The organism is Chitinolyticbacter albus (assembly GCF_024437655.1).
Lineage (GTDB): Bacteria > Pseudomonadota > Gammaproteobacteria > Burkholderiales > Chitinibacteraceae > Chitinolyticbacter > Chitinolyticbacter albus.
This window is the reverse complement of sequence record NZ_JANBVF010000001.1, coordinates 77,821-96,982: the sequence shown is the minus strand read 5'-3', so window position 1 is coordinate 96,982 and position 19,162 is coordinate 77,821. Positions and strand designations below refer to the sequence as shown.

The window sequence follows — 19,162 nt, the reverse complement described above, 5'->3', positions numbered from 1 at the left end:
TCAATTCAGGTCGATGTCCTTGCCGGTGATCTGCACCGGGCCGGAGGCTTCGAACTCGAATCGGGTGCCGGTGATGGTGATGTTGCCGGCCTTGTCCATCCGCAGCAGGCTCTTGCCGCACTGCAGGGTGATCTCGTCGCCCGCGGTGATGCTGAGGGTCTTGCCCACCATCACCGTCTTGTTCAGCCCCACCTCCTCGAACTGCGCCAGCCCCACGGCGGTGTTCATCGCGCCGCCCACGGTGACCGCGTAACCGGCACCCACCGTCAGCGCCTTGGCTATGGTCACCGTCTCGGTCTTGTTCAAGCCCACCGTGACGCTCTGGTTGCGGCCGATGCTGACGTTCTCGCTGGCGCCCACCGACTTGGTGCGGTTCACGCCGATGCTGATGGTTTCGTTCTGACCCACATCCTCGCTGCGGTTGGCGCCGATGCTGATGGTTTCGTTCACGTCCACCCGCTCGCTGCGGTTGTTGTGGACGGTGATGGTCTCGTTGTTGTCCACCGTCTCGGTGCGGTCGTGCTTCACATGGACGGTTTCGTCGTGGTCCACGGTCTTGCTGCGGTCGTGCCCCACCCAGTGCGATTCGTCGTTTTCCACTTCCACGCGCTGGTCTTTCTCGGCGTGCAGCCACAGCTCTTCCTGGCCCTTCTTGTCCTCGAAGCGGATGGCGTTGGCATTGTCATACACGCCACCGGGGCTGGAGCGGCTGAGCAGGCCGCTCTGGGTCTTGTTGGCCGGCAGCTCCCACGGCGGCATGGTGGCGGCGTTGGGCACCATCGCGGTGATCAGCGGGCGATCCGGGTTGCCGTCGAGAAACTGCACCACCACTTCGCTGCCGATGCGCGGGACCGACACGCTGCCGAAGTTGGGGCCGGACCAGCTGGTGGCCACGCGGATCCAGGCGGAGGATTTCTCGTCGTAAGCGCCTTCTCGGTCCCAGTGGAACTGCACGCGCACCCGGCCGTACTCGTCGCAATAAATTTCTTCACCGGGTGGGCCGACCACCAGCGCAGTCTGCAAGCCATAAATCCGCGGCATGGTGCTGTTGAAGCCACGCCCCGGTAGCCACGGTACCGTCTTGCGCTGGCAGGCGAACTGGCTGCGGTAGAGCGCGGGTTGCTGGCCTGCCATCAGGTAGTTGTTCTCGACCGTATGGCGCACTTCGGTAATCAGGAACTCGCGATCCTGCGGGTCGGCGCCGAGGGCCGAGGTATCGTATGCGCCGCCGAGGGTGAAGGTGTGGCCGGCCTGCACCTGGCGATGGTTGCCGCCGCCTTCAAAGCGCTTACCGGTGGATTCGATTTCTTCCATCCGCTGGCGCACCAGCTGCTCGCCGTCGTCCGGGTGCTTGAAGCCGTAGGCCCCGGCGTATTCGTAGACCTCGATCTCCGGTACTTCGCCCTGCCGGTTCAGCGTATTGTCGAGCACTTGCTGCGGCTTGGGGTTCTTGAAGTCGAAGCTGACCGAGGCGATCTTGCCGGAGACGATCTGTCGCACCTGGGCAAACTGGGCGATGCCATCCCGATCCAGGCCATGGGCTTCGTCGGACCAGCTCAGCACCCCGTTGGCGCCCGCCACCGGCGGCGCCATGGTCGAATCGTCCGAAACGATCAGACGGTGGCCGTCGGCGGCATGCTCGTACCAGTAATGCCAACCTTGCACTTCCCAGCGCCGGTGCAGGTAGTTGTAATCGGATTCATCGAACTGGCAGGCGTCGGTCATCACCGGATCGGCACCACTGACACGGCTTTCCCAGTCGAGGTAGGCGGGATAATCGGCAAAGATCAGCTCGGTCTGCTCGCGCAGTGCCTTGCCGTGAAACAGGTAGTTGTCGTGGCGCAGCCGCAGGAACGCCAGCCACGGCAACAGCAACATCTCGTAGACCGCGTAGCCGCCTTCATTGCGCACATAACGGAACTCGAACACGTAGCCGTTGAAGTAACGGGTGCTGCCATCCTCGCGCACCAGTTCCAGCGTGACCATCTTGCCCATCACATCCTTGAGCGCGATGGCCGAGTCGTCGGACAGCACTTCCACCACGTAGCGGAAATCGCGCGACAGCCCTTCATCGGCATCGAGCCGGTTGGGGATCAGCGTGGCAGCAGGACCATCATCCTTGGGGAACGCCAGCGTGAGCAGCCGGTTGTGTTGGGTTTCCAGCAGCCCTTGAAGCAGCTGCGCAGCGTTAAGGGCGTCGAACATGGGCGTCCTGCTGAGCAATCGGGAATATGGGGATATTCTTATGCAGATATCACAATTGGCTGATTTTTATTGTCAGCAAGTCGATGCTAGCAGGCTTGTCTTTAGGCCATCAATAGCGGTCCTTCAGCGGTTGAAATCCGGGGATCAGTGGTCCGACGTTGGAATATTTCTGCCGCTGCAGTGCCGGCAACCCCACGTTGTTCCTCACCGAGCGGCTATGTCGCATAACGCCCCGTGCCGGAACCCTGCCGATAAACGTCGCACATGCGCAAACCCGTCCAGCCCAATACAAAACCACCACTATGCCGAATACGATGCCGCGCTCAAGGGACGCGGCTCGCTGCAGGTCTGGTCCAATCCGACGCAACCGTGGCACGCAGCTGGGCACACCGGTGACGGCGTGCATGGCATAAATCCGTTTGGGGCAGGGGGCCTCAATTTATCAGCGGCGTTGTGCAACGGGCCTACCCCACCAGAAACATCGCAATGCAGCAGCCAATTCCGGCCAGCCACACGATAGACCTGAGCGACGCCAAATCGGCGAGATAAGCGCCGATATACCCAACCCTGGCAGCGATAAAAGCCATTGCCAGCCCGTCGATGACCGGCTGCGCGTGATGCGCCCGCTCGGCCACCAGCACGCCGGCGATGAAGATGGGCAGCGATTCATAACCGTTCAGTTGCGCTGCATGGGCTCGCCCCAGCAAGCCTGAAAGGCCCGCTTCTGATTGCCGCGGGTTGTGGTTGTCAAAGCCCCTGGATTTGGCGATCCAGGCGCAGGCAATGGGTAGCAGGCAGGCAATGAGGATGCAGTATTCAGCGACGGTCAGCGGCACGGGAACTCCATTTGGTGAGTGCGATGGGTTTTGCGAGGGGACAGAAAGCGCGGACGTTTTTAGCACAGCTTGGCTTGGGCATCACCTGGTGGTTGTGTGCCCATCATTGCTGTCCAATCCGAGGCGCGAGGGTCGTGCCGCCACACCACCTCATCACACGCCGATATCTTCGTTCCAGAGCCCCGGGTGCTGGTGAATGAACTGCCGCATCATTTCTATGCAACGCGTGTCCTGCCGCACCTCTACCGTCACGCCGCGGCTGCGTAGCAGCTCTTCCTCGCCGAGGAAGGTCACGTTCTCGCCGATCACTACGCGATTGATGCCATATAGCAAAATCGCGCCCGAGCACATCGCGCAGGGCGACAGCGTCGTATACAAGGTGCTTTGGCGATACACCGCGGCAGATAGCCGCCCCGCGTTCTCGAATGCGTCCATCTCTGCGTGCAGAACCACGCTGCCACGTTGCACGCGGCGGTTATGTCCCCGGCCGATGATCTGGCCTTCGTGAACCAGAACGGAGCCAATCGGGATGCCGCCCTCAGCCAAGCCGGCTGCCGCTTCGACTACTGCCGCATCAAGATATTTGTCCATCGACACCCCCAGGATTATTGCGCCGCTGATATGTGGATTCGTCTACTTAGCCGACATCCCGTGGCTGCGTGTGACGCCGAACGTTTGACATGAGAGGCGGCGCCCGGCTTGCCGGGCCACGTCCTCTCGATGGAAGGGTTAGGCGGCACTCGATCCATTGAATTCTTCAACCCTGATGACTTCGAATGCACCTAGCCTGGTTCGATGAAAGACTCTTTGCACTGGCATTGCGTATTGAGCTTGGTAGTAGTCAATTCCATCTGCGATAGCCTTGTTTCTGAGGGCGAGTGCGTTCTTGTACAGGTCGACGATTTTCTTTTGGAGCTCGTGCTGCATCATTCGAGAGAGAGGGATACATAGGCCGCCATCTAGTTGAACGAAGAACAGGCCTTCCTTCTTTAGCCATTCATCCGGTGAGTGGCGCACAGTGATCGACACTCTTTCTTCTCTCGAGTAGGAGTCGATCCAGTGACAAGAAACGTGCTGGACCTGGTTGTCATCTATGAGTAGGCCGTTGGGGCCCACCAGAGCGTCTAGGAGTGGCTTAAGAATGTTGTCTACATCCGGGGCTCTGTCGGTTTCATAGCGATCCTGCTCCGCAACTGACCACTCGACAGATACCGATATGTCTCCTCCAAGAAGGAAGGCATACCGTGAGGTGATTTCCTGTAGCTTGGCTTGAAATGCCAATTTGCTCTCGGCTCTCGCTTGTTGAGAGACTGGAGCCAGATCTAGGGCAATCGTCAGTTCACCGAAGGGAGATGGTTGCTCCATGCGTGCCGCCTAACGCCTGAGTTAAGCCGAGCCGCGAAGCGGCTTCGGCTTGAATGAATTGTTAGGCCGCATCCTGGGCCTCCGCACGCCGGTACGCAACAAAGCCAAGGGGCGACAGGGGGCCAGGAGCCGGAGCAGAAAGATGCTGCTCGTCTAATTGCCAGGGTGTCGGAAAGTCAGCGATGACCTCAGTTGCAGCGCTGGAGCAACTCTCTCGTGCGGCATCTGATGGATTGCCATCGTACTCAAAGCGCAAGCGGACCACCTGTGACGTTGGGTCGGCCTCAATCGAGGCTTGCCGCAGAACTGGATGCACCTCTCCGAGCAACGCACGCTGGAGAGAAAGAAGCAGCATTTGGCGGGTAGCGATGTCGCTCATACGGCCTAACGTTCAGGTTAAGGGGCCGGCCTTAGCCGGTCCCGAGCTCGCGCAGCGAGCGGCTTGAACCGCTTGTTATGCGTTCTTTCGCTCTACATTTTTATATGCTTCATCTCGCAATGAAGGTATAGGATTTGTGAAGCCGTCTTGCTTGCAGTGCTTGGTTAACCAAAATACCAGATTTTGACGAGAGTTTATTTTTGCGTCGAGCAGGTTAAATCTGTTTAAATGCATATTTAAGCCGGATTCATAATTTTCATAATCTTCTGCCGAGACTTGCTCGCCGTCGATTTCAAATTGAGGCGCGCCCCCTGAAACTAGAATTTTCATTCGTCTTTTCTTTTGGTATTTGTTGTTCAAGTACCATCTGTCTGACTCGCAGAGTCCAATATCAAAATGTAATGATCCTGTCAGGATAAATTTTTCTATTATCTTAAGCAGGATCATGTCTCTAAGGAGTAATAAAATTGGCGCTATGAGATATATGAAGATTCCAGATAGCGCTACTTTTACGATTGCTGATGTGGATATATCAAGCTGTTCCATATTTCCCTGCGTGTGCACTTTGCATAACTTGTAAGTAGACACCCTAAAAGGTGTGTTGAGTAAGTTTTAGGGTGGGTTTCCCCTCTAACCTTTCGGCCGTGAATCCTTGCCAGTTCCGGGTTTCCTGCGCTCTGGCGAATTGTAGGCGCCCTTAAGTAAAGGGCAAACGCGACATGGATGCTTTCGCAACAAGGCCACCGTGCCGGCTGGAGCGGGTGCGGAACCGCACCGAGATTGCCGCGCTGCCGCTCCTGGCAATCAGCCCACGAACCCGTCGACCGCTAGCTCCGGCAACGGCCGTGGCTGGCCTGGCCCGGTGTAGGGGTGCGTATCGAGCAACTGGTCGATGGTGACGAACTCATAGCCTGCCGCGCGCAGCCAGGGGATCAGCCGGTCGACTGCGGCGACGGTGTCTTCGCGCGGACCGCCGCCGTCGTGCATCAGCACGATGGCTTCGGGGTGGATGTAGTCCTGCACGTCGCGCTCGATCAAGTGGCTGCCGAAGGCCATGCGGGCACGGTTCCAGTCCTGCGCATCGACCGACCACTGGATCACGCGCAGGCCTTGCCGGCGCATGAACTCGACCTGCCAGTCGGCGATACGGCCATAGGGCGGGCGCATCAGGTGTGGCGTGGTGCCGAGGATCTGCTTGAACACCGCTTGCGTCGCGCCGATTTGTTCATCCCACAGCGTGGTTTCATCCAGCCCGCTGATATCCGGGTGATCCCAGGTGTGGTTGCCGAGCAGATGCCCCTCGCGTGCAGCGCGGCGCACGGCCTCGGGGAAGCGCATCATTTCCCGGCCCAGCCAGAAGAAGGTGGCCTTGACCTTGTGCCGGGCCAGCACGTCCAAGAGGCGCGGTGTGTTGTAGGTGGGGCCGTCGTCGAAGGTAAGCGCGATCAGCTTGCGGTGGGTTCTTCCTTCCAGCCACAGCTGGCCGGGGAAGCGCTTGGCTTGGCGCTCGAATTCGGCCAGTGGCACCTGATCCCAGTGCGGCGTGAACGGGGTGCGCACGTATTGTCGAGCCTTGAGTGTGGCTTCGGGGATGGCCGAAGGGGCGGGCGGCGCCGGCACGTAGCCGTAGCGCCACCAGCCGGCCGCGGCGAGTGCCAGCACGAGGATGGTCAGGATGGTGATCACTGCGCGTCGCCAATGCATGGCGCCCCCTTTTTTTTCTGCAGCAGTATGCCCAGTTCAAGATTGCAACACGTGCAATCCTGGTATGCGCGCCAGACATGGCATCAACACAATTCAGGCAAAAAAAGATGATCCACTTCGCGCTATCGTTGCCGGCATGGCAACGGAAAACACGATGAATCTCGCAGGGGCCGGAACCTGGCGGCGGCACGCTGGCAAGGCCAGCGGTGCGTACACGGCGTTGCGGCCAAGGGGCGGCTGATGGCCAAGCCCGGCGTGCGAGCACTCACTGGCTGGCTGTTCGTTGCGCCGTGCGCGCTGGTGTTCGTGGTGTTCACGCTCTGGCCCATGCTGTTCAACGGCTGGTTGGCGTTCCAGGACTATTTCATCGCCGAGCGCGCCACGGCGTGGAATGATTTCGCCAACTTTGTCACGCTTTATAAATCCGCCACCTTTCGGCTTTCCGTCGCCAACTCGCTGTTGATGCTGCTGACGGTGCCCATCATCCAGGCAGGCGCGCTGGGCCTCGCGCTGCTGGTGCATCGCAAGCTGCCTGGCATCACCTTCTTCCGCGCCACCTTCTACCTGCCGGTGGTGATCACGCTATCGATCGCCGCCATCGTCTGGCGCTACGTGTTCCACTACGACGGCATGCTCAACTGGGCGCTTACCGCCATTGGCGTGTTCGAGCCGAGGCAGGGCCCGCAATGGCTGGAGCAGTCGGGCCCGGCGCTGGTCGCGGTGATGCTGTTCGCGTTCTGGAAGAACGTCGGCTACTACATGGTGCTGTATCTGGTGGGCCTTGCAGCAATCCCGCGCGAGCTGACCGAAGCCGCAGTGCTCGATGGCGCCGGCCCGCGCGCGCGCTTTATCCATATCTCGCTGCCCATGCTGGCGCCGGTGATCGTGCTGTGCACGCTGCTCTCCACCATTGCCGCGCTCAAGACCTTCCAGGAGGTGATGGTGCTCACCGGCGGCTCGGGCGATACCGTGACCGCGCTCTACTTTGTCTACAACATGGCGTTCTCCGGCTTCAACTTCGGCGCCGCCGGCGCTGCGGCGCTGCTGTTCACGCTGGTCTGCCTCGCCGTGGCGCTGGTGCAGCTGCGGGTGATGGGGCGCCACAGCCCGTTCCGGAGGGCCGCATGAGCGCGGTGAGCCTGCAGCCGGTGACGCGACACAACTGGCACGCTTGCGCGGCGTTGCGGGTCAGCGCCGAGCAACAGGTGCTGTTCCCTTTCTCGGTGCTGGAATGGATCGCTGAGTCGCGTTTCGAGCCCAGTTTCGAGCTGTGGGCCGTCGAGGCCGAGGGGACCGCGGTCGGTTTTGCCGTGCTGGGCGAGGACGAGGCAACGGCGGAGCACTGGCTGATCGCGCTGATGATCGATGCGCGCTTCCAGCGGCGGGGCTACGGCCGTGCGGCGATGCAGGCGCTGACGGCGAGGCTGGCTGTCCGGCCCGGTTGCCGCCGCGTACTGCTCGGGCACCGCGCCAGCAACGCGGCGGCGGCGGCGCTGTATGCCGCGCTGGGCTTTGTCGAAATCGATCGCGACGGGCATGAAATCATTCGCGCGCTGGATCTGAAGGGGGCGATATGAATCGGCAGATCGCCAGCTGGGGCGGCCGCTACGGTGCGATGAGCCTGTTTGCGCTGTTCACGCTGTTTCCCTTCCTCTGGGCGCTGTCGGTCGGGCTGTCGAGTGATCCTTCCGCGATCTGGCATTTCCCGGCCTCCTTTGTACCGAACGCGCCCGGTACCGGGTGGTTCCGCCGCGTGTTCGCGGAGATGCCGTTCTTCACCTATGTGGGAAATTCCTTGCTGTTGTCGGCCATTACCGTGGCCGGCGTGCTGGCGCTGACCATTCCCTGCGGCTACGCCTTGGCGCAGCTCGATTTCCCCGGGCGGCGCGCGTTGTTCGCGGTGATGCTGCTGACGCTGACCTTGCCGTCCGAAGTGGCCATCGTGCCCAACTTCGTCACCATCTCGCGGCTGGGCCTGGTCGATACCTACTTGGGGGCGGTGTTGCCCAATCTGGCCAGCGCCTTTGGCGTATTCCTGATGAAGCAAAGCTTCGAGCAAGTGCCAGAGGAGGTGATCGACGCCGCCCGCGTCGACGGCGCCAGCGAATGGCGGCTGCTGTGGCGGGTGGCGGTGCCGCTCAATCTGCCTGCCATCGGTACGCTGGCGATCTTCACGCTGGTCACCGCCTGGAACGACTACCTGTGGCCGGCGGTGGTGTTCTACACCCGCAGCAAGCTGCCGATTTCGGTGGGCGTGTTCAACGACCTGACCGGGCCGTTCGCGGTGTCGACCAGCCTGGTGATGGCGGCGGTGGTGATGGCGGTGGTGCCAGTGATCGTCCTGTTCGTCGCCACGCAACGGCTGTTCCTGCAGCCGCAGGCCTTGCCGCTGCGCGGCTGACCTGCTGTCGGTTGCGCTGAACGCCGCGCCACGCACGCGAGTCCCAGCCTTGTTCCCAAGCAAGGAGCATTGCGCCATGAGCCTCGCCACCGCCCTCAGGCATCCGGAAACGTTTCGTGGCGTGTTTCCAGCGCACGCCGATCTGCATCCGCACCACTCGCCGCGTGGCCAGGTGCTGGCAGCACCGGGCGCGTTGCCCGGCGTGCACCGCGTCGATGTGACGCTGCAAAAGCCGTTCGATCACGATACCGGCATGCTGTACGACCCGGACAACACCCGCAAGGCGGATTGAGCCGCCACGCGCCGCGTTGACGCGACGCTTGAAATGCGCACGTTCGTGACCATGTTGTACGCTTGCGAGCGCGTGAACCAAATCGCGTGCCGCCGGTCCATGCTGGCGGTGCGCAAGGTGTGCCGCACATTCACTATCGGGGGTTTTGATGAAACGTTTTCTGGTTGCCGTTTTTGCCGTGTTCATCGGCTTTGGCGCCATGGCCGACGACGCCGAAGCCAAGCGCTTTGGCGGCGGCAGATCGTCCGGCATGCAGCGCTCGGTCGATCGTAACGCCGCGCCGCAACGCAGCGTCGATCAGGCGCCGGCCAAGCAGCAGCCGATGCAGGGCGCCGCGCCGCGCAAGAACAGCTGGATGGGCCCCATCGCCGGCCTCGCCGCAGGCCTGGGTCTGGCCGCACTGTTTTCGCACCTCGGCATGGGCGCGGGCATGGCCAACTTCGTGATGATCGCGCTCTTGGCACTGGCGGCTTTTGTCGCGATCCGTTTCATCATGAACCGTATGCGACCGAAGGCGCCGGCCACGGCCTACGCGGGTGCTGGCAACGGCGTGCCGTCGTGGCAACAACAGCCGGCGCCTCAGCCGCGCTCGTTCGAGCCCGCCGCCCGTGTGAACGAGCCGGTCATGCCAGGTGCCGCGAGCAACAGCGTGTGGCAATCGTCGGCCCAGCCCGTCACGGCTCCCAGCCTGCCGCCGGGATTCGATGTGACCGGTTTCGAGCGTGAAGCCAAGCTCAACTTCATCCGCCTGCAGGCCGCGTTCGACGCGGGCAATCTCGACGATCTGCGCGAGTTCACTTCACCCGAGATGTACGCCGAAGTGAAGCTGCAACTGGCCGAGCGCGGTAGCGCGCCGCAGACCACCGAAGTGGTGAGTATCAACGCCCAGGTGCTCGAAGCGACGCAGGAAAGTAGCCGCTATGTGACCAGCGTGCGTTTCACCGGGCTTGTGCGCGAGGAAGCTGGTGCCGCACCGGTGAATGTCGACGAAACCTGGCATTTGACCAAGCCGCTCGATGGCCGGACCGGCTGGGTGGTGGCAGGGATCCAGCAGAACGCTTGATCGGTTCTGCTGACTCAAACAAAACCGGAAGGCCTAGCCTTCCGGTTTTGTTTTGTGGGGCCTATAAGCTGCGTTCAGCGCAGACAGGGTGGCGATCGATGGCGCACCTTGGCGTCGCAGCACCAAGGGCGGCTGACTAGATCCCGTGTAGCGTTCTGGCAGGCCGCGCGTAACGTCCTGAAAAGCGATAAACCAGGACTCCTGGCTGTCGCTCGCACTAGAAGGTGTACGGCAACTGAGTGCGAGATCGCCCAAGGGCTTTGTGGGCCGCGCCGGTGCGGTTGCGTGCGCTCGGCGCCACTATCTTCGATGGCTACCTTGCGTGCATCCGGGCAAGCACATAAAAAGGGCCTCGCCGAAGCGAGGCCCTACGGTGCCACCCTCAAGCAACAGGGTGATCAGGGATTGACCAGCGCCGGCATGCGCGTGGCGTACGGCCAACCCTGGGTTTCATCGGTGCCGATCTGCCAGTTGAAGGTGCCGCGGATAGCCGGATGGCTGGCCTTGATCTGGTTCCACGCGGAAATCGCCTGGTCGATGCTCATGTAGTTGGTCTGGTTCCACACGCCGAAGCCGACCACCACGTGTTCCGCACCCAGTAGCGCGACCCACTCGTTGACGTTGTTCACCACGTAGCTGACTTCGGCGAGGTTAGGGCCGTCGTAGTACTGCGGTGCGCAGTAGTCGAGCACACCGGCCACCAGCATGTCGCGGCAGAAGGTCTTGTCGCGGGCATTCCACGGTGCGGGCGGTGCCGAGATCAGGAAGCCCGGATACCGTGCCTTCAGCTGCTGGCTGATCCAGACCATTTCCGAGGTATCCGGCGTCTGGTCGGCCTCGAAGGTGTTCCAGTCCAAGCCATCGAAGCCACCGAGCTGGTTGTAGATGCCGGTCACGCTGTCGACGAAGGCCTGCGACTTGGCCCGGTTCGGGAAGCTCATGCCGTTGCCGGCGCCGCCGACGGACAGGATGATCTTGCGGCCCTGCGTGCTGCGGGCGTACTGGATGTCCGCCTTCAGGTTGGTGGCTGCGCCACGGCCGTCACCCGGCGTGTTCCATTGCACTGCGCCCGTGGTACCGGGCGAGCCGCCCACCGGGGTGGCCGCGAATAGATAGATCAGGTTGTAGCCCGTCGGCACGTCGCGGATACGGATCTGTGAGCCCGGCCAGTACGGCCAGTAGCCGCCGACGATCTTCTTGGCCGTGCCTGGGGTTGGCGTCGGGGTCGGGCCTGCCGGGGTCGGTGTCGGCGTAGCGGTGCCGGAGCAGGTGGTCGGTTCCCAGTAATAGGTGCTGATGGTCGGGATGGTGGCGTCGCTGCCATTGGCGCCGACGGCCTTCACCCGGTAATAGCTGCCCTGGTACAGCACCACGGTGCCGAGCGAGTAGTTCACGCCCGATTGCCAGACCACATAGCTGCACTGCGGCACGGGGGTCGGCGTGGCCGGACGCGGGGTGGGCGTGGTGGTGGGTAACGGGGTGGCGGTGGGGCGCGGCGTCGGGGTGGCGGTGCCCGAGCAGGTGGTCGGCTCCCAATACCAGGTGCTGATGGTCGGAATGGTGCCGTCGGTGCCGTTGGCGGTCACCGCCTTCACCCGGTAGTACGCGCCCTGGTATTGCACCACGGTGCCCAGCGTGTAGTTCACGCCGGCTTGCCAGACCACGTAGCTGCACTGGCCGACCGGAGTCGGGGTGGCCGGGCGCGGCGTGGCGGTTGGCTGCGGGGTGGCGGTGGGGCGCGGTGTCGGCGTTGCGGTGGGTTGCGGATTACCGCTCGATGGGCCCAGGTCGCGCCACAGCGTGTTGGTCACCGCCGGGTTCCAGCCCGCACCTACGTACGCGGTGTGGGTAATCTGCGCCTGGTAGTCGCGACCGTTGTAGCTCACGTAGCTGCCAGCCACATAGGTGTTGCCTTCGGCCCAGGCCGGGTAGGCTGCCTGGGCATAGGCTGCGACCGCAGCCATGACCAGCGCACCGAGTGCGAATGTTCGTTGCATCTCATCCATCCTTTGTCGTTATCGAGAGTCGGCTGGGCGCGTCTGCGCTCGCGCCAATTGCCTGAGCGTGCAGCCTAATCCGGGTCGGTGCCAGATCCAATGTTCATATCCGACCTATCGTTTTGTCCGAATCACACCTGGCAGCAAACACGGGCTGGCCATGGTCGCTCAGGGGCTGGCCGGCGGCTTTTTCCGGTTGATCGGTTGCGGGGTTTACGCATCGGCGCTGTCGCTATCCAGCCCGCCTTGCTGCAATTGGGCGCGCGCGCATGGCAATTCAGAAACAGCGCTCGCCTGGCTGCGATGCCGCCTGCCTGATCCAGCTGGCGAGCGAGGTTTCGTCGAGTTGGTCGTCTTCGTGGATATGGAAGTAGCGAGTGCCTTCCTGCCTGGAGGCGATCGGAGGCATGGGCTGCAGCAATGTGCCATTCAAAAAAGCGACTTTCACGTATTTGCTGAGGCAGTGGTAGGCCAGAAACCAGCCCTCGCCGGCGATGCCGTAGAACGGCGTGTTCCAGCGCACCGCTTTTTGCACATTGGGCACCGTGCGTTCGATCAGCGCGTCGAGTTGGCGACCGACGTCGTGCTTCCAGCCCGGCATCGCGGCGATGTAGGCCTGCACCGGCGCATCGCCGTCGGCCTTGGCGATTTGCGGATTGCCACCCGACAGGAGTATCGGGGTAGCAGATTTTCCCGCGGGCTTGGGCGATCTACCAGCCATGATGTAGCCTCCTCGTTACCGTGGGGGAGAGCAAAGGATACGCAGGCGCTGCCATCCCCACGCGCTTGCCGCTCCGATCGGGCCGATCAGCACAAGGTTCCAGAGCGGCATCAGCAGCAGACCGAGCGCGGCGGTTGAGGACCGGGGCCGGAGGAACGCCGCGTAGTGCATGTACAGGTCGCCCGTCAGTGCCGCCATAGCGTAGCCGGCGCCGATCGCAGGGGGCAGGCGTAGCTTGGGCAGCAAGGCCGCAACGGCATACGGCATACGGCAGGCAGGACCAGGCAAATAGCGTTGCGATAAATAGGTTCGGCCCGCCCGACGCCAGAAACAACAGGGAATAAAGGTGCAGCAGCACGCCGCTGAGCAGTGGCAGACGCAACAGCATGGCGGTTCCTTAGCGCAAATGACCAAAGCCAGCCTAGCAGCCGAGCTGCGACGCGCGCCTGCGAAGGATTACCCGATTCGGGTGGCAATCCACCACGTGGTCCCGCCTGCATCCTTCACCCCGCCGCGCTTGTCCTCGTCGGCTTTCTGCACAGGTTCCTGCACCGACGTCGCGCCGGCAGCCAGGGCACGCTGGTAGGTGGCATCCACGTCGGGCACGTAGATGTGGACATGGGCCAGTACCGCTGGCCAATCCGGGTGCGCATCTGCCAGCATGATCACCGTGTCGTCGAGCCGTACCTCGGCATGCATGATCCGCCCGGCTTCGCCCGGATACTGGCGCAGCGCCACACCGTCGAACGCCTGTTGCAGGAAAAGGATCGTCGCGGCAGCGTTCGCGACGATCAGATAGGGCGATACGCTGTTGTAGTGCTCGGGTTTGAAGGTGGGCATGGCAGGCATCCGAGGGTGGGAAGGGGGAGCACGAGCGCAGGGCAAGGCAAGAGGCAGCACCACGCATTGCGGTCCCGGGGTGACAAACGCTTTAATGTAGCGTGTGCTGCGGCAGCTTGCGCCCAGACTGGTGGCTTTGCCACCCGGTTGCGCTGGCCATTTGACCGGCGCGGCGCAGGCCGCTGGGGCTCGCTACGGTTCGCCTATCCGGCTGCGCTGCGATAGGCGACAGACACGTGATCTGTCCAAGATCAGTTTTTCCTGTTTCTTCGCACGTACGGTGGCCCGCCAGCCGCAGTAGATCGGTATAATGCCGCCGTATTCGAGTGCTATTGATGCCGCTGCGACAGACTCGCGTTGCTTATCGGCAGCACCGATCGGAAAACAACGGCTCAAGCTCATGCAAACCGAAGGACAAGGCGCTAACTGCGCAGCCTTGGGTTGGGAAGGCAAGCCGTTGAAGATCAAACAAATCAAGCCGCGTGGCTTGGGTTGTTGCCCCTGTAGTTAAATGGATATAACGAGCCCCTCCTAAGGGCTAGTTACAGGTTCGATTCCTGTCGGGGGTGCCAAACCGGCGCACGCGCCAACTCATGACGACATACACCGGATTTATCCGCCGTGTTCTTCTGTACGCCGCGCCTGCCGCGGTGTGTCCCCTGCGCACCCCGGGCGGTGTGTCTCGTCTCTGCCGTATAAAAGCATAACCAACAGTATTCCAAGACAGGAGCAGTTCCTATGTTACGCAGCACCAAGATCGTCGCCACGCTGGGCCCAGCCACCAGCGATGCAGCCACGCTGGAGCGCCTGCTTGCCGCCGGCGTGAACATGGTCCGCCTCAATTTCTCGCACGGTACCGCGCAGGATCACATCGATCGCGCCGCGCTGGTGCGTGAGCTTGCCGCTAAGTCGTTGCGGCCGGTGGCGGTGCTGGTTGACCTGCAAGGCCCCAAGATCCGCGTCGGCAAGTTCGAGAAGAACAAGATCGAATTGAAGAATGGCGACAAGTTCATCCTCGACGCCAACTGCACCATGGGTAACCAGGAGCGCGTCGGCCTCGATTACAAGGAGCTGCCGAACGACGTCGATACCGGCGCCATCCTGTTGCTGGACGATGGCCGCCTGGTGTTCGAAGTGACCGAGGTGCTCGGCAGCGAAATCCACGTGGTGGTCAAGGTGGGCGGCATCCTGTCCAACAACAAGGGCATCAACCAGCAAGGCGGTGGCCTGACCGCGCCGGCGCTGACCGCCAAGGACATGGAAGACATCAAGACGGCGGCCAAGCTGCACGCCGACTATGTAGCCGTCTCGTTCCCCAAGTCCGGTGCCGACATGTACATGGCGCGCACGCTGTTGCGCGCGGCCGGCAGCAAGGCGCTGCTGATCGCCAAGATCGAGCGTACCGAAGCCGTGGCCAACCTTGAGGAAATCCTCGACGCTTCCGATGGCATCATGGTTGCCCGGGGCGATCTGGCCGTTGAAGTGGGCGATGCGGCGGTGCCGGCGCTGCAGAAGAAGATGATCAAGGCCGCCGGCCGCAAGAACAAGCTGACCATCACCGCCACGCAGATGATGGAATCGATGATCACGAGCCCGGTGCCAACCCGCGCCGAAGTGTCCGACGTCGCCAACGCCGTGCTCGATGGCACCGACGCGGTGATGCTGTCGGCCGAATCGGCCAGCGGCAAATTCCCGATTGAAACGGTCGAGGCCATGGTGCGCGTCTGTCTCGAGGCCGAGAAATCGGTCGACAGCAAGGTAAGCGACGAAGTGCTGGCGCAAGGCGATTTTCATCGCATCGACCAGAGCATTTCGATGGCGGCATTGTTTGCCGCAACGCATCTGAAGGTGCGCGCGATTGCCGCGCTGACCCAGTCGGGTTCGTCCGCGCTGTGGATCAGCCGCTTTGTCTCCGGCGTGCCGGTGTACGCGCTGACGCCGGAAGCCGACACCTACAACCGCCTGGCGCTGTTCCGCGACGTTTACCCGGTGATGCTGGCGCACGAGAACGCCGACCGCGAAAATCTGCTGGTTCGCGCTGAAGTCGAGATGCTGCGCCTGGGCATCGTGCAGAACGGCGACGTGGTGATCTTCACCTATGGCGACGTGGTCGGCATGGGCGGCGGCACCAACAGCCTGAAGATCGTGAAGATCGGCGATCGCAAGGCGCGCTAAACGCGGTGCGTACCCGAGAGCCCGGCTTAGGCCGGGCTTTTTCATGGCGGCGTGAGCAGCGCCTCTACCGCCTGGTGCGGGTTGAGGAAGCTGCGCGCCAGCAGGGGCTGCAGCAGGCCATTGCTGGCCAGTTGCTCGTGCAGCGCCATCTTGAGTTCGGCAAGGTAAAGGCGCACGCCCTGCTCGGCGAGCAGGCGGTCGAGCTCGGCCAGCATGCCGGCTGCGCTGTAATCGATGCTGGCGACCCCCGAGAGCACCAGCACGAGATCGCGGGTCTCCCGCGTTGCTCTGGCCAGCACGCCTTCCTCGACCGCGAGGGCGTTGCCGAAGTACAGGTTTTCGTCGATCCGTAGCAGCGTCAGTTGCGGCCAGGTTTCGGTGCTGAAGCGCTCGACGTTGCGAAAATGCTCGCTACCGGGCAGACGGCCCAGGGTGACGATCTGCGGCTGGCTGGTGCGCTGGATATAGAGCGCCAGCGACAGCAGTACGCCGCTGGCAATGCCCGGCATGGCGCCGAACAGCAGGGTGACCGCCAGCGTGGCCAGCAGCGCCGCGCCGTCGCGCTTGTCGTAACGCCAGCTCGCCCGCAGCTGGCGCCAGTCGATCAGCTTGAGCGCGGCGAGCACGATGGTGGCGGCGAGCGCGGCCTTGGGCAGCAGGGCCAGCCACGGGGTGAGCCAAGCGCCCGCCAGGACGATCCAGCAGGCGGTGTAGACGCCTGCGAGCGGCGTGCGCGCCCCGGCGCCGGCATTGACGGCGGTACGCGAGAAGCCGCCGCTGACCGGCATGCCGCCGATGCTGCCCGCAGCCAGGTTGGCGGCACCCAAGGCCAGCAACTCCTGGTCGGCGTCGACGGTTTCGCGTCGTTGCGCGGCCAATGTCCGGGCGATGGTCAGGCTCTGCAGATAGCCGACGAGGCCGATCAGCAGCGCGGGCAGCCACAATGCGGCGACCAGCTCCAGCGACGCATCGGGCCACGACCAGGCCAGTTGCAGTTGCGGTAGCGCGCCGATGGTAGCCAGGCCGCCGCGTGACGTAGCCAGCGCGGTCAACGCGACCAGCAGCGCCACCGGCGCGACTCGGCCGAGCAACAAGGCTGTGCGTGCATTAAGGCGCGTGCGTTGCAGCTGCGCGACCAATACGTCCCCGACCAGCCAGAAACCGATGAGGGCCGCCAAGCCAAACCCCAGTACGCTGCCAGTGGCATCCCGCAGGGCCCAGGGTAGTTGCGCCAGCAGCGCCGGAGCCTGTTCACCCGCCAGTCGCACGCCTAGCAACGGTCCCAGCTGGCCCAGCGCGATCAGGATGGCCGTGCCGCTGGTAAAGCCGCTCACCACTGGCAAGGACAGCAGGCGCGTGATCCGGCCCAGCCGCAGCAGGCCGAAGACCATCAGCATGGTGCCGCTGAGCAGGGCCAGTACGCAGGCGGCTGCGAGCGCATCGTGACCGCCTGCGACCGCGGTGGCCAAGGCGTCGGCCGTCATCAGCGAGGTCAGTGCCATCGGGCCGACCGATTGCGTCATGCCATGGCCGAATAGCGCGTACGCCAATAGGGGCAACGTACTGGCGTAGAGCCCCACCTCGGCCGGCAACCCGGCGAGCAAGGCGTAGGCCATGCTCTGTGGGATCAGCAACAGGCTGACGATCAAGCTGGCGCCAAGGTCGCCGAAGAAATCTGCGCGGCGGTAGCGCGGCAACCAGCGGGCTATCGGTAACCACCGCCATTCACCCACGCGCGCGCTCCAGCCGGCCGAACAGCCAGAAGCCGACCAGCATCGCTGCGACGAAGGGCAGGAAGCCGGCAGGCGCCAGCACTACGCCAACGAGGCCGGGCCCGGGGCAGATGCCGGCCAGCCCCCAGCCTATGCCGAAGGCGGCGCTGCCGAGTAGCAGCCGGCGATCGATCAGTTGCCCGCGCGGCAGCACCATCGCCTCGTGGGTAATCAGCGTGGTGCGCCGCCGCCGCGCCAGCGCAAAAAAGGGGGATGCGCCGGCGATCGCACCACCCATGACGAGCGCAAGGCTGGGATCCCAGTGGCCGGTCAGATCGAGAAAACCCAGCACCTTGGCTGGATTGGCCATGCCGGATGCGATCAGCCCCAAGCCGAATACGAGGCCGCAAGCGACGGAAACGAGGTTCAGCATGGCAGCCTCACAGCAGGTGCCGCAGTGCGAACACGGTGGCAAACCCCGTTGCCATGAACACCAGTACCGCCGCGAGCGAACGCAGCGACAGCCGGGATAGTCCGCAGACGCCGTGGCCGCTGGTGCAACCGTTGGCATAACGGGTGCCCAGCCCGACCAGCAAACCGGCCAAGACCAGTAGCAGCGGCGAAGCGGCGACGGTGATCGTCGGGCGTCCGGCAACGACTAGCCAGCCGAGTGGCGCGGCAAGCAGGCCGGCGACGAAGGCCCAACGCCAGCCCTGGCGTACAGTGCCGGGTTGCAGCAGGCCCCCGACGATGCCGCTGATGCCGGCGATCCGCCCGGCCAACAGTGCAAAGGCACCCGCGGCGATGCCGATCAACAAGCCGCCGCTGAGCGCGGCCCAAGGGGTGAAGTGCTGCCAGTCCAGCGTCACGATGGTGCTCCTGGGGTGGGGCAATACAGTTCGGACAGCAACTGCAATATGCGGATGACTTCTGGGCTTTCCAGTCGGTAGTAGATGCGCTTGCCGTCACGGCGGGTGGTGACCAGACCGTCGTTGCGCAACACCCCGAGCTGCTGCGACAGCGTGGGTTGGACAAGACCGGTGCGCGCGGTGAAATCCGACACGCACAGTTCGCTATCGACCAACTGGCATAGCAGCAACAGACGATCTTCGTTGGCCAGCGTTTTCATCAGCGCGGCAACGCGACCGGCGGCGATGCGCAATGGCTGGTTGGCTTTGGGGGCAAGCATGGCAGTACCAGGGTTGTTTTGAAACATTATATGAAAAAATATAATGTCTTGGGGTCCACTGCTGGACCCCCCTTAGCGCAGCCGCAAATCGCCGCGCTCTTCGATACAACGCAGCGACGCTGCGAGCCGATCTCAGTGCAACGCGCATTGCGCGCGATGCCGGGCTAGCCATGCCGCAGTTGATTCTGCCGTCGCTGCAGGTCAACATCCGGGCAGGAAAGCGGCCTGCGCCGGAGCAGAACGGCGTGCGCTACCTGAAAATCCCGCTCAACCAGTTCGGAAA

The 19,162-nt window shown here is 63.0% G+C and carries 20 protein-coding genes and 1 tRNA gene; 7 read left to right on the top strand and 14 right to left on the bottom strand.

The annotated features are described in order from the left end of the window. The 7 genes from NLI84_RS00430 to NLI84_RS00400 form a co-directional block, all read right to left on the bottom strand. Nucleotides 1–2,205 (bottom strand): type VI secretion system Vgr family protein, encoded by a 2,205-nt coding sequence (locus NLI84_RS00430; protein ID WP_255987370.1) that lies wholly within the window; start codon nucleotides 2,203–2,205, stop codon nucleotides 1–3. Between the two features lie 464 nt (nucleotides 2,206–2,669). Next, nucleotides 2,670–3,041 (bottom strand): MAPEG family protein, encoded by a 372-nt coding sequence (locus tag NLI84_RS00425; RefSeq protein ID WP_255987368.1) that lies wholly within the window; start codon nucleotides 3,039–3,041, stop codon nucleotides 2,670–2,672. Nucleotides 3,042–3,194: 153 nt separating this feature from the next. Continuing rightward, nucleotides 3,195–3,632: a nucleoside deaminase gene (locus NLI84_RS00420; protein ID WP_255987366.1), complete on the bottom strand. Its 438-nt coding sequence runs from the start codon at nucleotides 3,630–3,632 to the stop codon at nucleotides 3,195–3,197. Between the two features lie 138 nt (nucleotides 3,633–3,770). Continuing rightward, nucleotides 3,771–4,406, bottom strand: coding sequence for a RusA family crossover junction endodeoxyribonuclease (locus NLI84_RS00415; RefSeq protein WP_255987365.1), 636 nt, complete (start codon nucleotides 4,404–4,406; stop codon nucleotides 3,771–3,773). 61 nt (nucleotides 4,407–4,467) lie between these two features. Further along, nucleotides 4,468–4,785, bottom strand: a complete 318-nt coding sequence (locus tag NLI84_RS00410; protein ID WP_255987364.1) for a MafI2 family immunity protein — start codon at nucleotides 4,783–4,785, stop codon at nucleotides 4,468–4,470. A 75-nt stretch (nucleotides 4,786–4,860) separates the two neighbouring features. Beyond that, nucleotides 4,861–5,331, bottom strand: a complete 471-nt coding sequence (locus tag NLI84_RS00405; RefSeq protein ID WP_255987363.1) for a hypothetical protein — start codon at nucleotides 5,329–5,331, stop codon at nucleotides 4,861–4,863. Between the two features lie 258 nt (nucleotides 5,332–5,589). Then, nucleotides 5,590–6,489 (bottom strand): polysaccharide deacetylase family protein, encoded by a 900-nt coding sequence (locus tag NLI84_RS00400; protein WP_255987362.1) that lies wholly within the window; start codon nucleotides 6,487–6,489, stop codon nucleotides 5,590–5,592. 240 nt (nucleotides 6,490–6,729) lie between these two features. Between NLI84_RS00400 and NLI84_RS00395 the strand changes: the two genes are divergently transcribed. The 5 genes from NLI84_RS00395 to NLI84_RS00375 all read left to right on the top strand — a co-directional run bounded on the left by NLI84_RS00395 (nucleotide 6,730) and on the right by NLI84_RS00375 (nucleotide 10,245). Beyond that, nucleotides 6,730–7,617 carry a carbohydrate ABC transporter permease gene (locus NLI84_RS00395; RefSeq protein WP_255987361.1) on the top strand — a complete coding sequence of 296 codons (888 nt, stop codon included), beginning with the start codon at nucleotides 6,730–6,732 and terminating at the stop codon, nucleotides 7,615–7,617. Beyond that, nucleotides 7,614–8,066 carry a GNAT family N-acetyltransferase gene (locus NLI84_RS00390; protein ID WP_255987360.1) on the top strand — a complete coding sequence of 151 codons (453 nt, stop codon included), beginning with the start codon at nucleotides 7,614–7,616 and terminating at the stop codon, nucleotides 8,064–8,066. The genes NLI84_RS00395 and NLI84_RS00390 overlap by 4 nt, the downstream gene beginning before the upstream one ends. Continuing rightward, nucleotides 8,063–8,890 carry a carbohydrate ABC transporter permease gene (locus NLI84_RS00385; RefSeq protein WP_255987358.1) on the top strand — a complete coding sequence of 276 codons (828 nt, stop codon included), beginning with the start codon at nucleotides 8,063–8,065 and terminating at the stop codon, nucleotides 8,888–8,890. Before NLI84_RS00390 ends, NLI84_RS00385 begins: the two co-directional genes overlap by 4 nt. Nucleotides 8,891–8,966: 76 nt before the next feature. Then, a complete protein-coding gene (locus tag NLI84_RS00380) occupies nucleotides 8,967–9,182 on the top strand; it encodes a hypothetical protein (protein WP_255987357.1) in 216 nt (71 codons plus the stop codon). Nucleotides 9,183–9,330: 148 nt separating this feature from the next. Next, nucleotides 9,331–10,245, top strand: coding sequence for a Tim44 domain-containing protein (locus tag NLI84_RS00375; protein WP_255987355.1), 915 nt, complete (start codon nucleotides 9,331–9,333; stop codon nucleotides 10,243–10,245). 398 nt (nucleotides 10,246–10,643) lie between these two features. On the opposite strand, the gene NLI84_RS00370 is transcribed toward NLI84_RS00375, so the two are convergent. The 3 genes from NLI84_RS00370 to NLI84_RS00360 all read right to left on the bottom strand — a co-directional run bounded on the left by NLI84_RS00370 (nucleotide 10,644) and on the right by NLI84_RS00360 (nucleotide 13,803). Next, a complete protein-coding gene (locus NLI84_RS00370) occupies nucleotides 10,644–12,242 on the bottom strand; it encodes a carbohydrate-binding protein (protein WP_255987354.1) in 1,599 nt (532 codons plus the stop codon). Nucleotides 12,243–12,519: 277 nt separating this feature from the next. Further along, nucleotides 12,520–12,963, bottom strand: coding sequence for a DUF1801 domain-containing protein (locus tag NLI84_RS00365; RefSeq protein ID WP_255987352.1), 444 nt, complete (start codon nucleotides 12,961–12,963; stop codon nucleotides 12,520–12,522). Nucleotides 12,964–13,419: 456 nt separating this feature from the next. After that, nucleotides 13,420–13,803, bottom strand: coding sequence for a VOC family protein (locus tag NLI84_RS00360; RefSeq protein WP_255987351.1), 384 nt, complete (start codon nucleotides 13,801–13,803; stop codon nucleotides 13,420–13,422). Between the two features lie 497 nt (nucleotides 13,804–14,300). On the opposite strand from NLI84_RS00360, the gene NLI84_RS00355 reads away from it, so the two are divergent. After that, nucleotides 14,301–14,375 (top strand) — tRNA-Arg (locus NLI84_RS00355). A gap of 166 nt (nucleotides 14,376–14,541) precedes the next feature. Then, nucleotides 14,542–15,978, top strand: a complete 1,437-nt coding sequence (pyk, locus tag NLI84_RS00350) for a pyruvate kinase (RefSeq protein WP_255987350.1) — start codon at nucleotides 14,542–14,544, stop codon at nucleotides 15,976–15,978. Nucleotides 15,979–16,019: 41 nt separating this feature from the next. Here pyk and NLI84_RS00345 read toward each other — a convergent pair whose 3' ends face one another. The 4 genes from NLI84_RS00345 to NLI84_RS00330 are packed head-to-tail and all read right to left on the bottom strand — an operon-like array spanning nucleotide 16,020 to nucleotide 18,879. Next, the gene (locus NLI84_RS00345; protein ID WP_255987349.1) at nucleotides 16,020–17,675 is read right to left on the bottom strand and encodes a SulP family inorganic anion transporter; all 1,656 of its coding nucleotides are present in this window, start codon (nucleotides 17,673–17,675) and stop codon (nucleotides 16,020–16,022) included. A 28-nt stretch (nucleotides 17,676–17,703) separates the two neighbouring features. Beyond that, nucleotides 17,704–18,123, bottom strand: coding sequence for a DUF6691 family protein (locus tag NLI84_RS00340; RefSeq protein ID WP_255987348.1), 420 nt, complete (start codon nucleotides 18,121–18,123; stop codon nucleotides 17,704–17,706). Between the two features lie 7 nt (nucleotides 18,124–18,130). Next, nucleotides 18,131–18,559, bottom strand: a complete 429-nt coding sequence (locus NLI84_RS00335; RefSeq protein WP_255987347.1) for a YeeE/YedE family protein — start codon at nucleotides 18,557–18,559, stop codon at nucleotides 18,131–18,133. After that, a complete protein-coding gene (locus NLI84_RS00330) occupies nucleotides 18,556–18,879 on the bottom strand; it encodes an ArsR/SmtB family transcription factor (protein WP_255987346.1) in 324 nt (107 codons plus the stop codon). Before NLI84_RS00330 ends, NLI84_RS00335 begins: the two co-directional genes overlap by 4 nt. Between the last annotated feature and the right edge of the window lie 283 nt (nucleotides 18,880–19,162).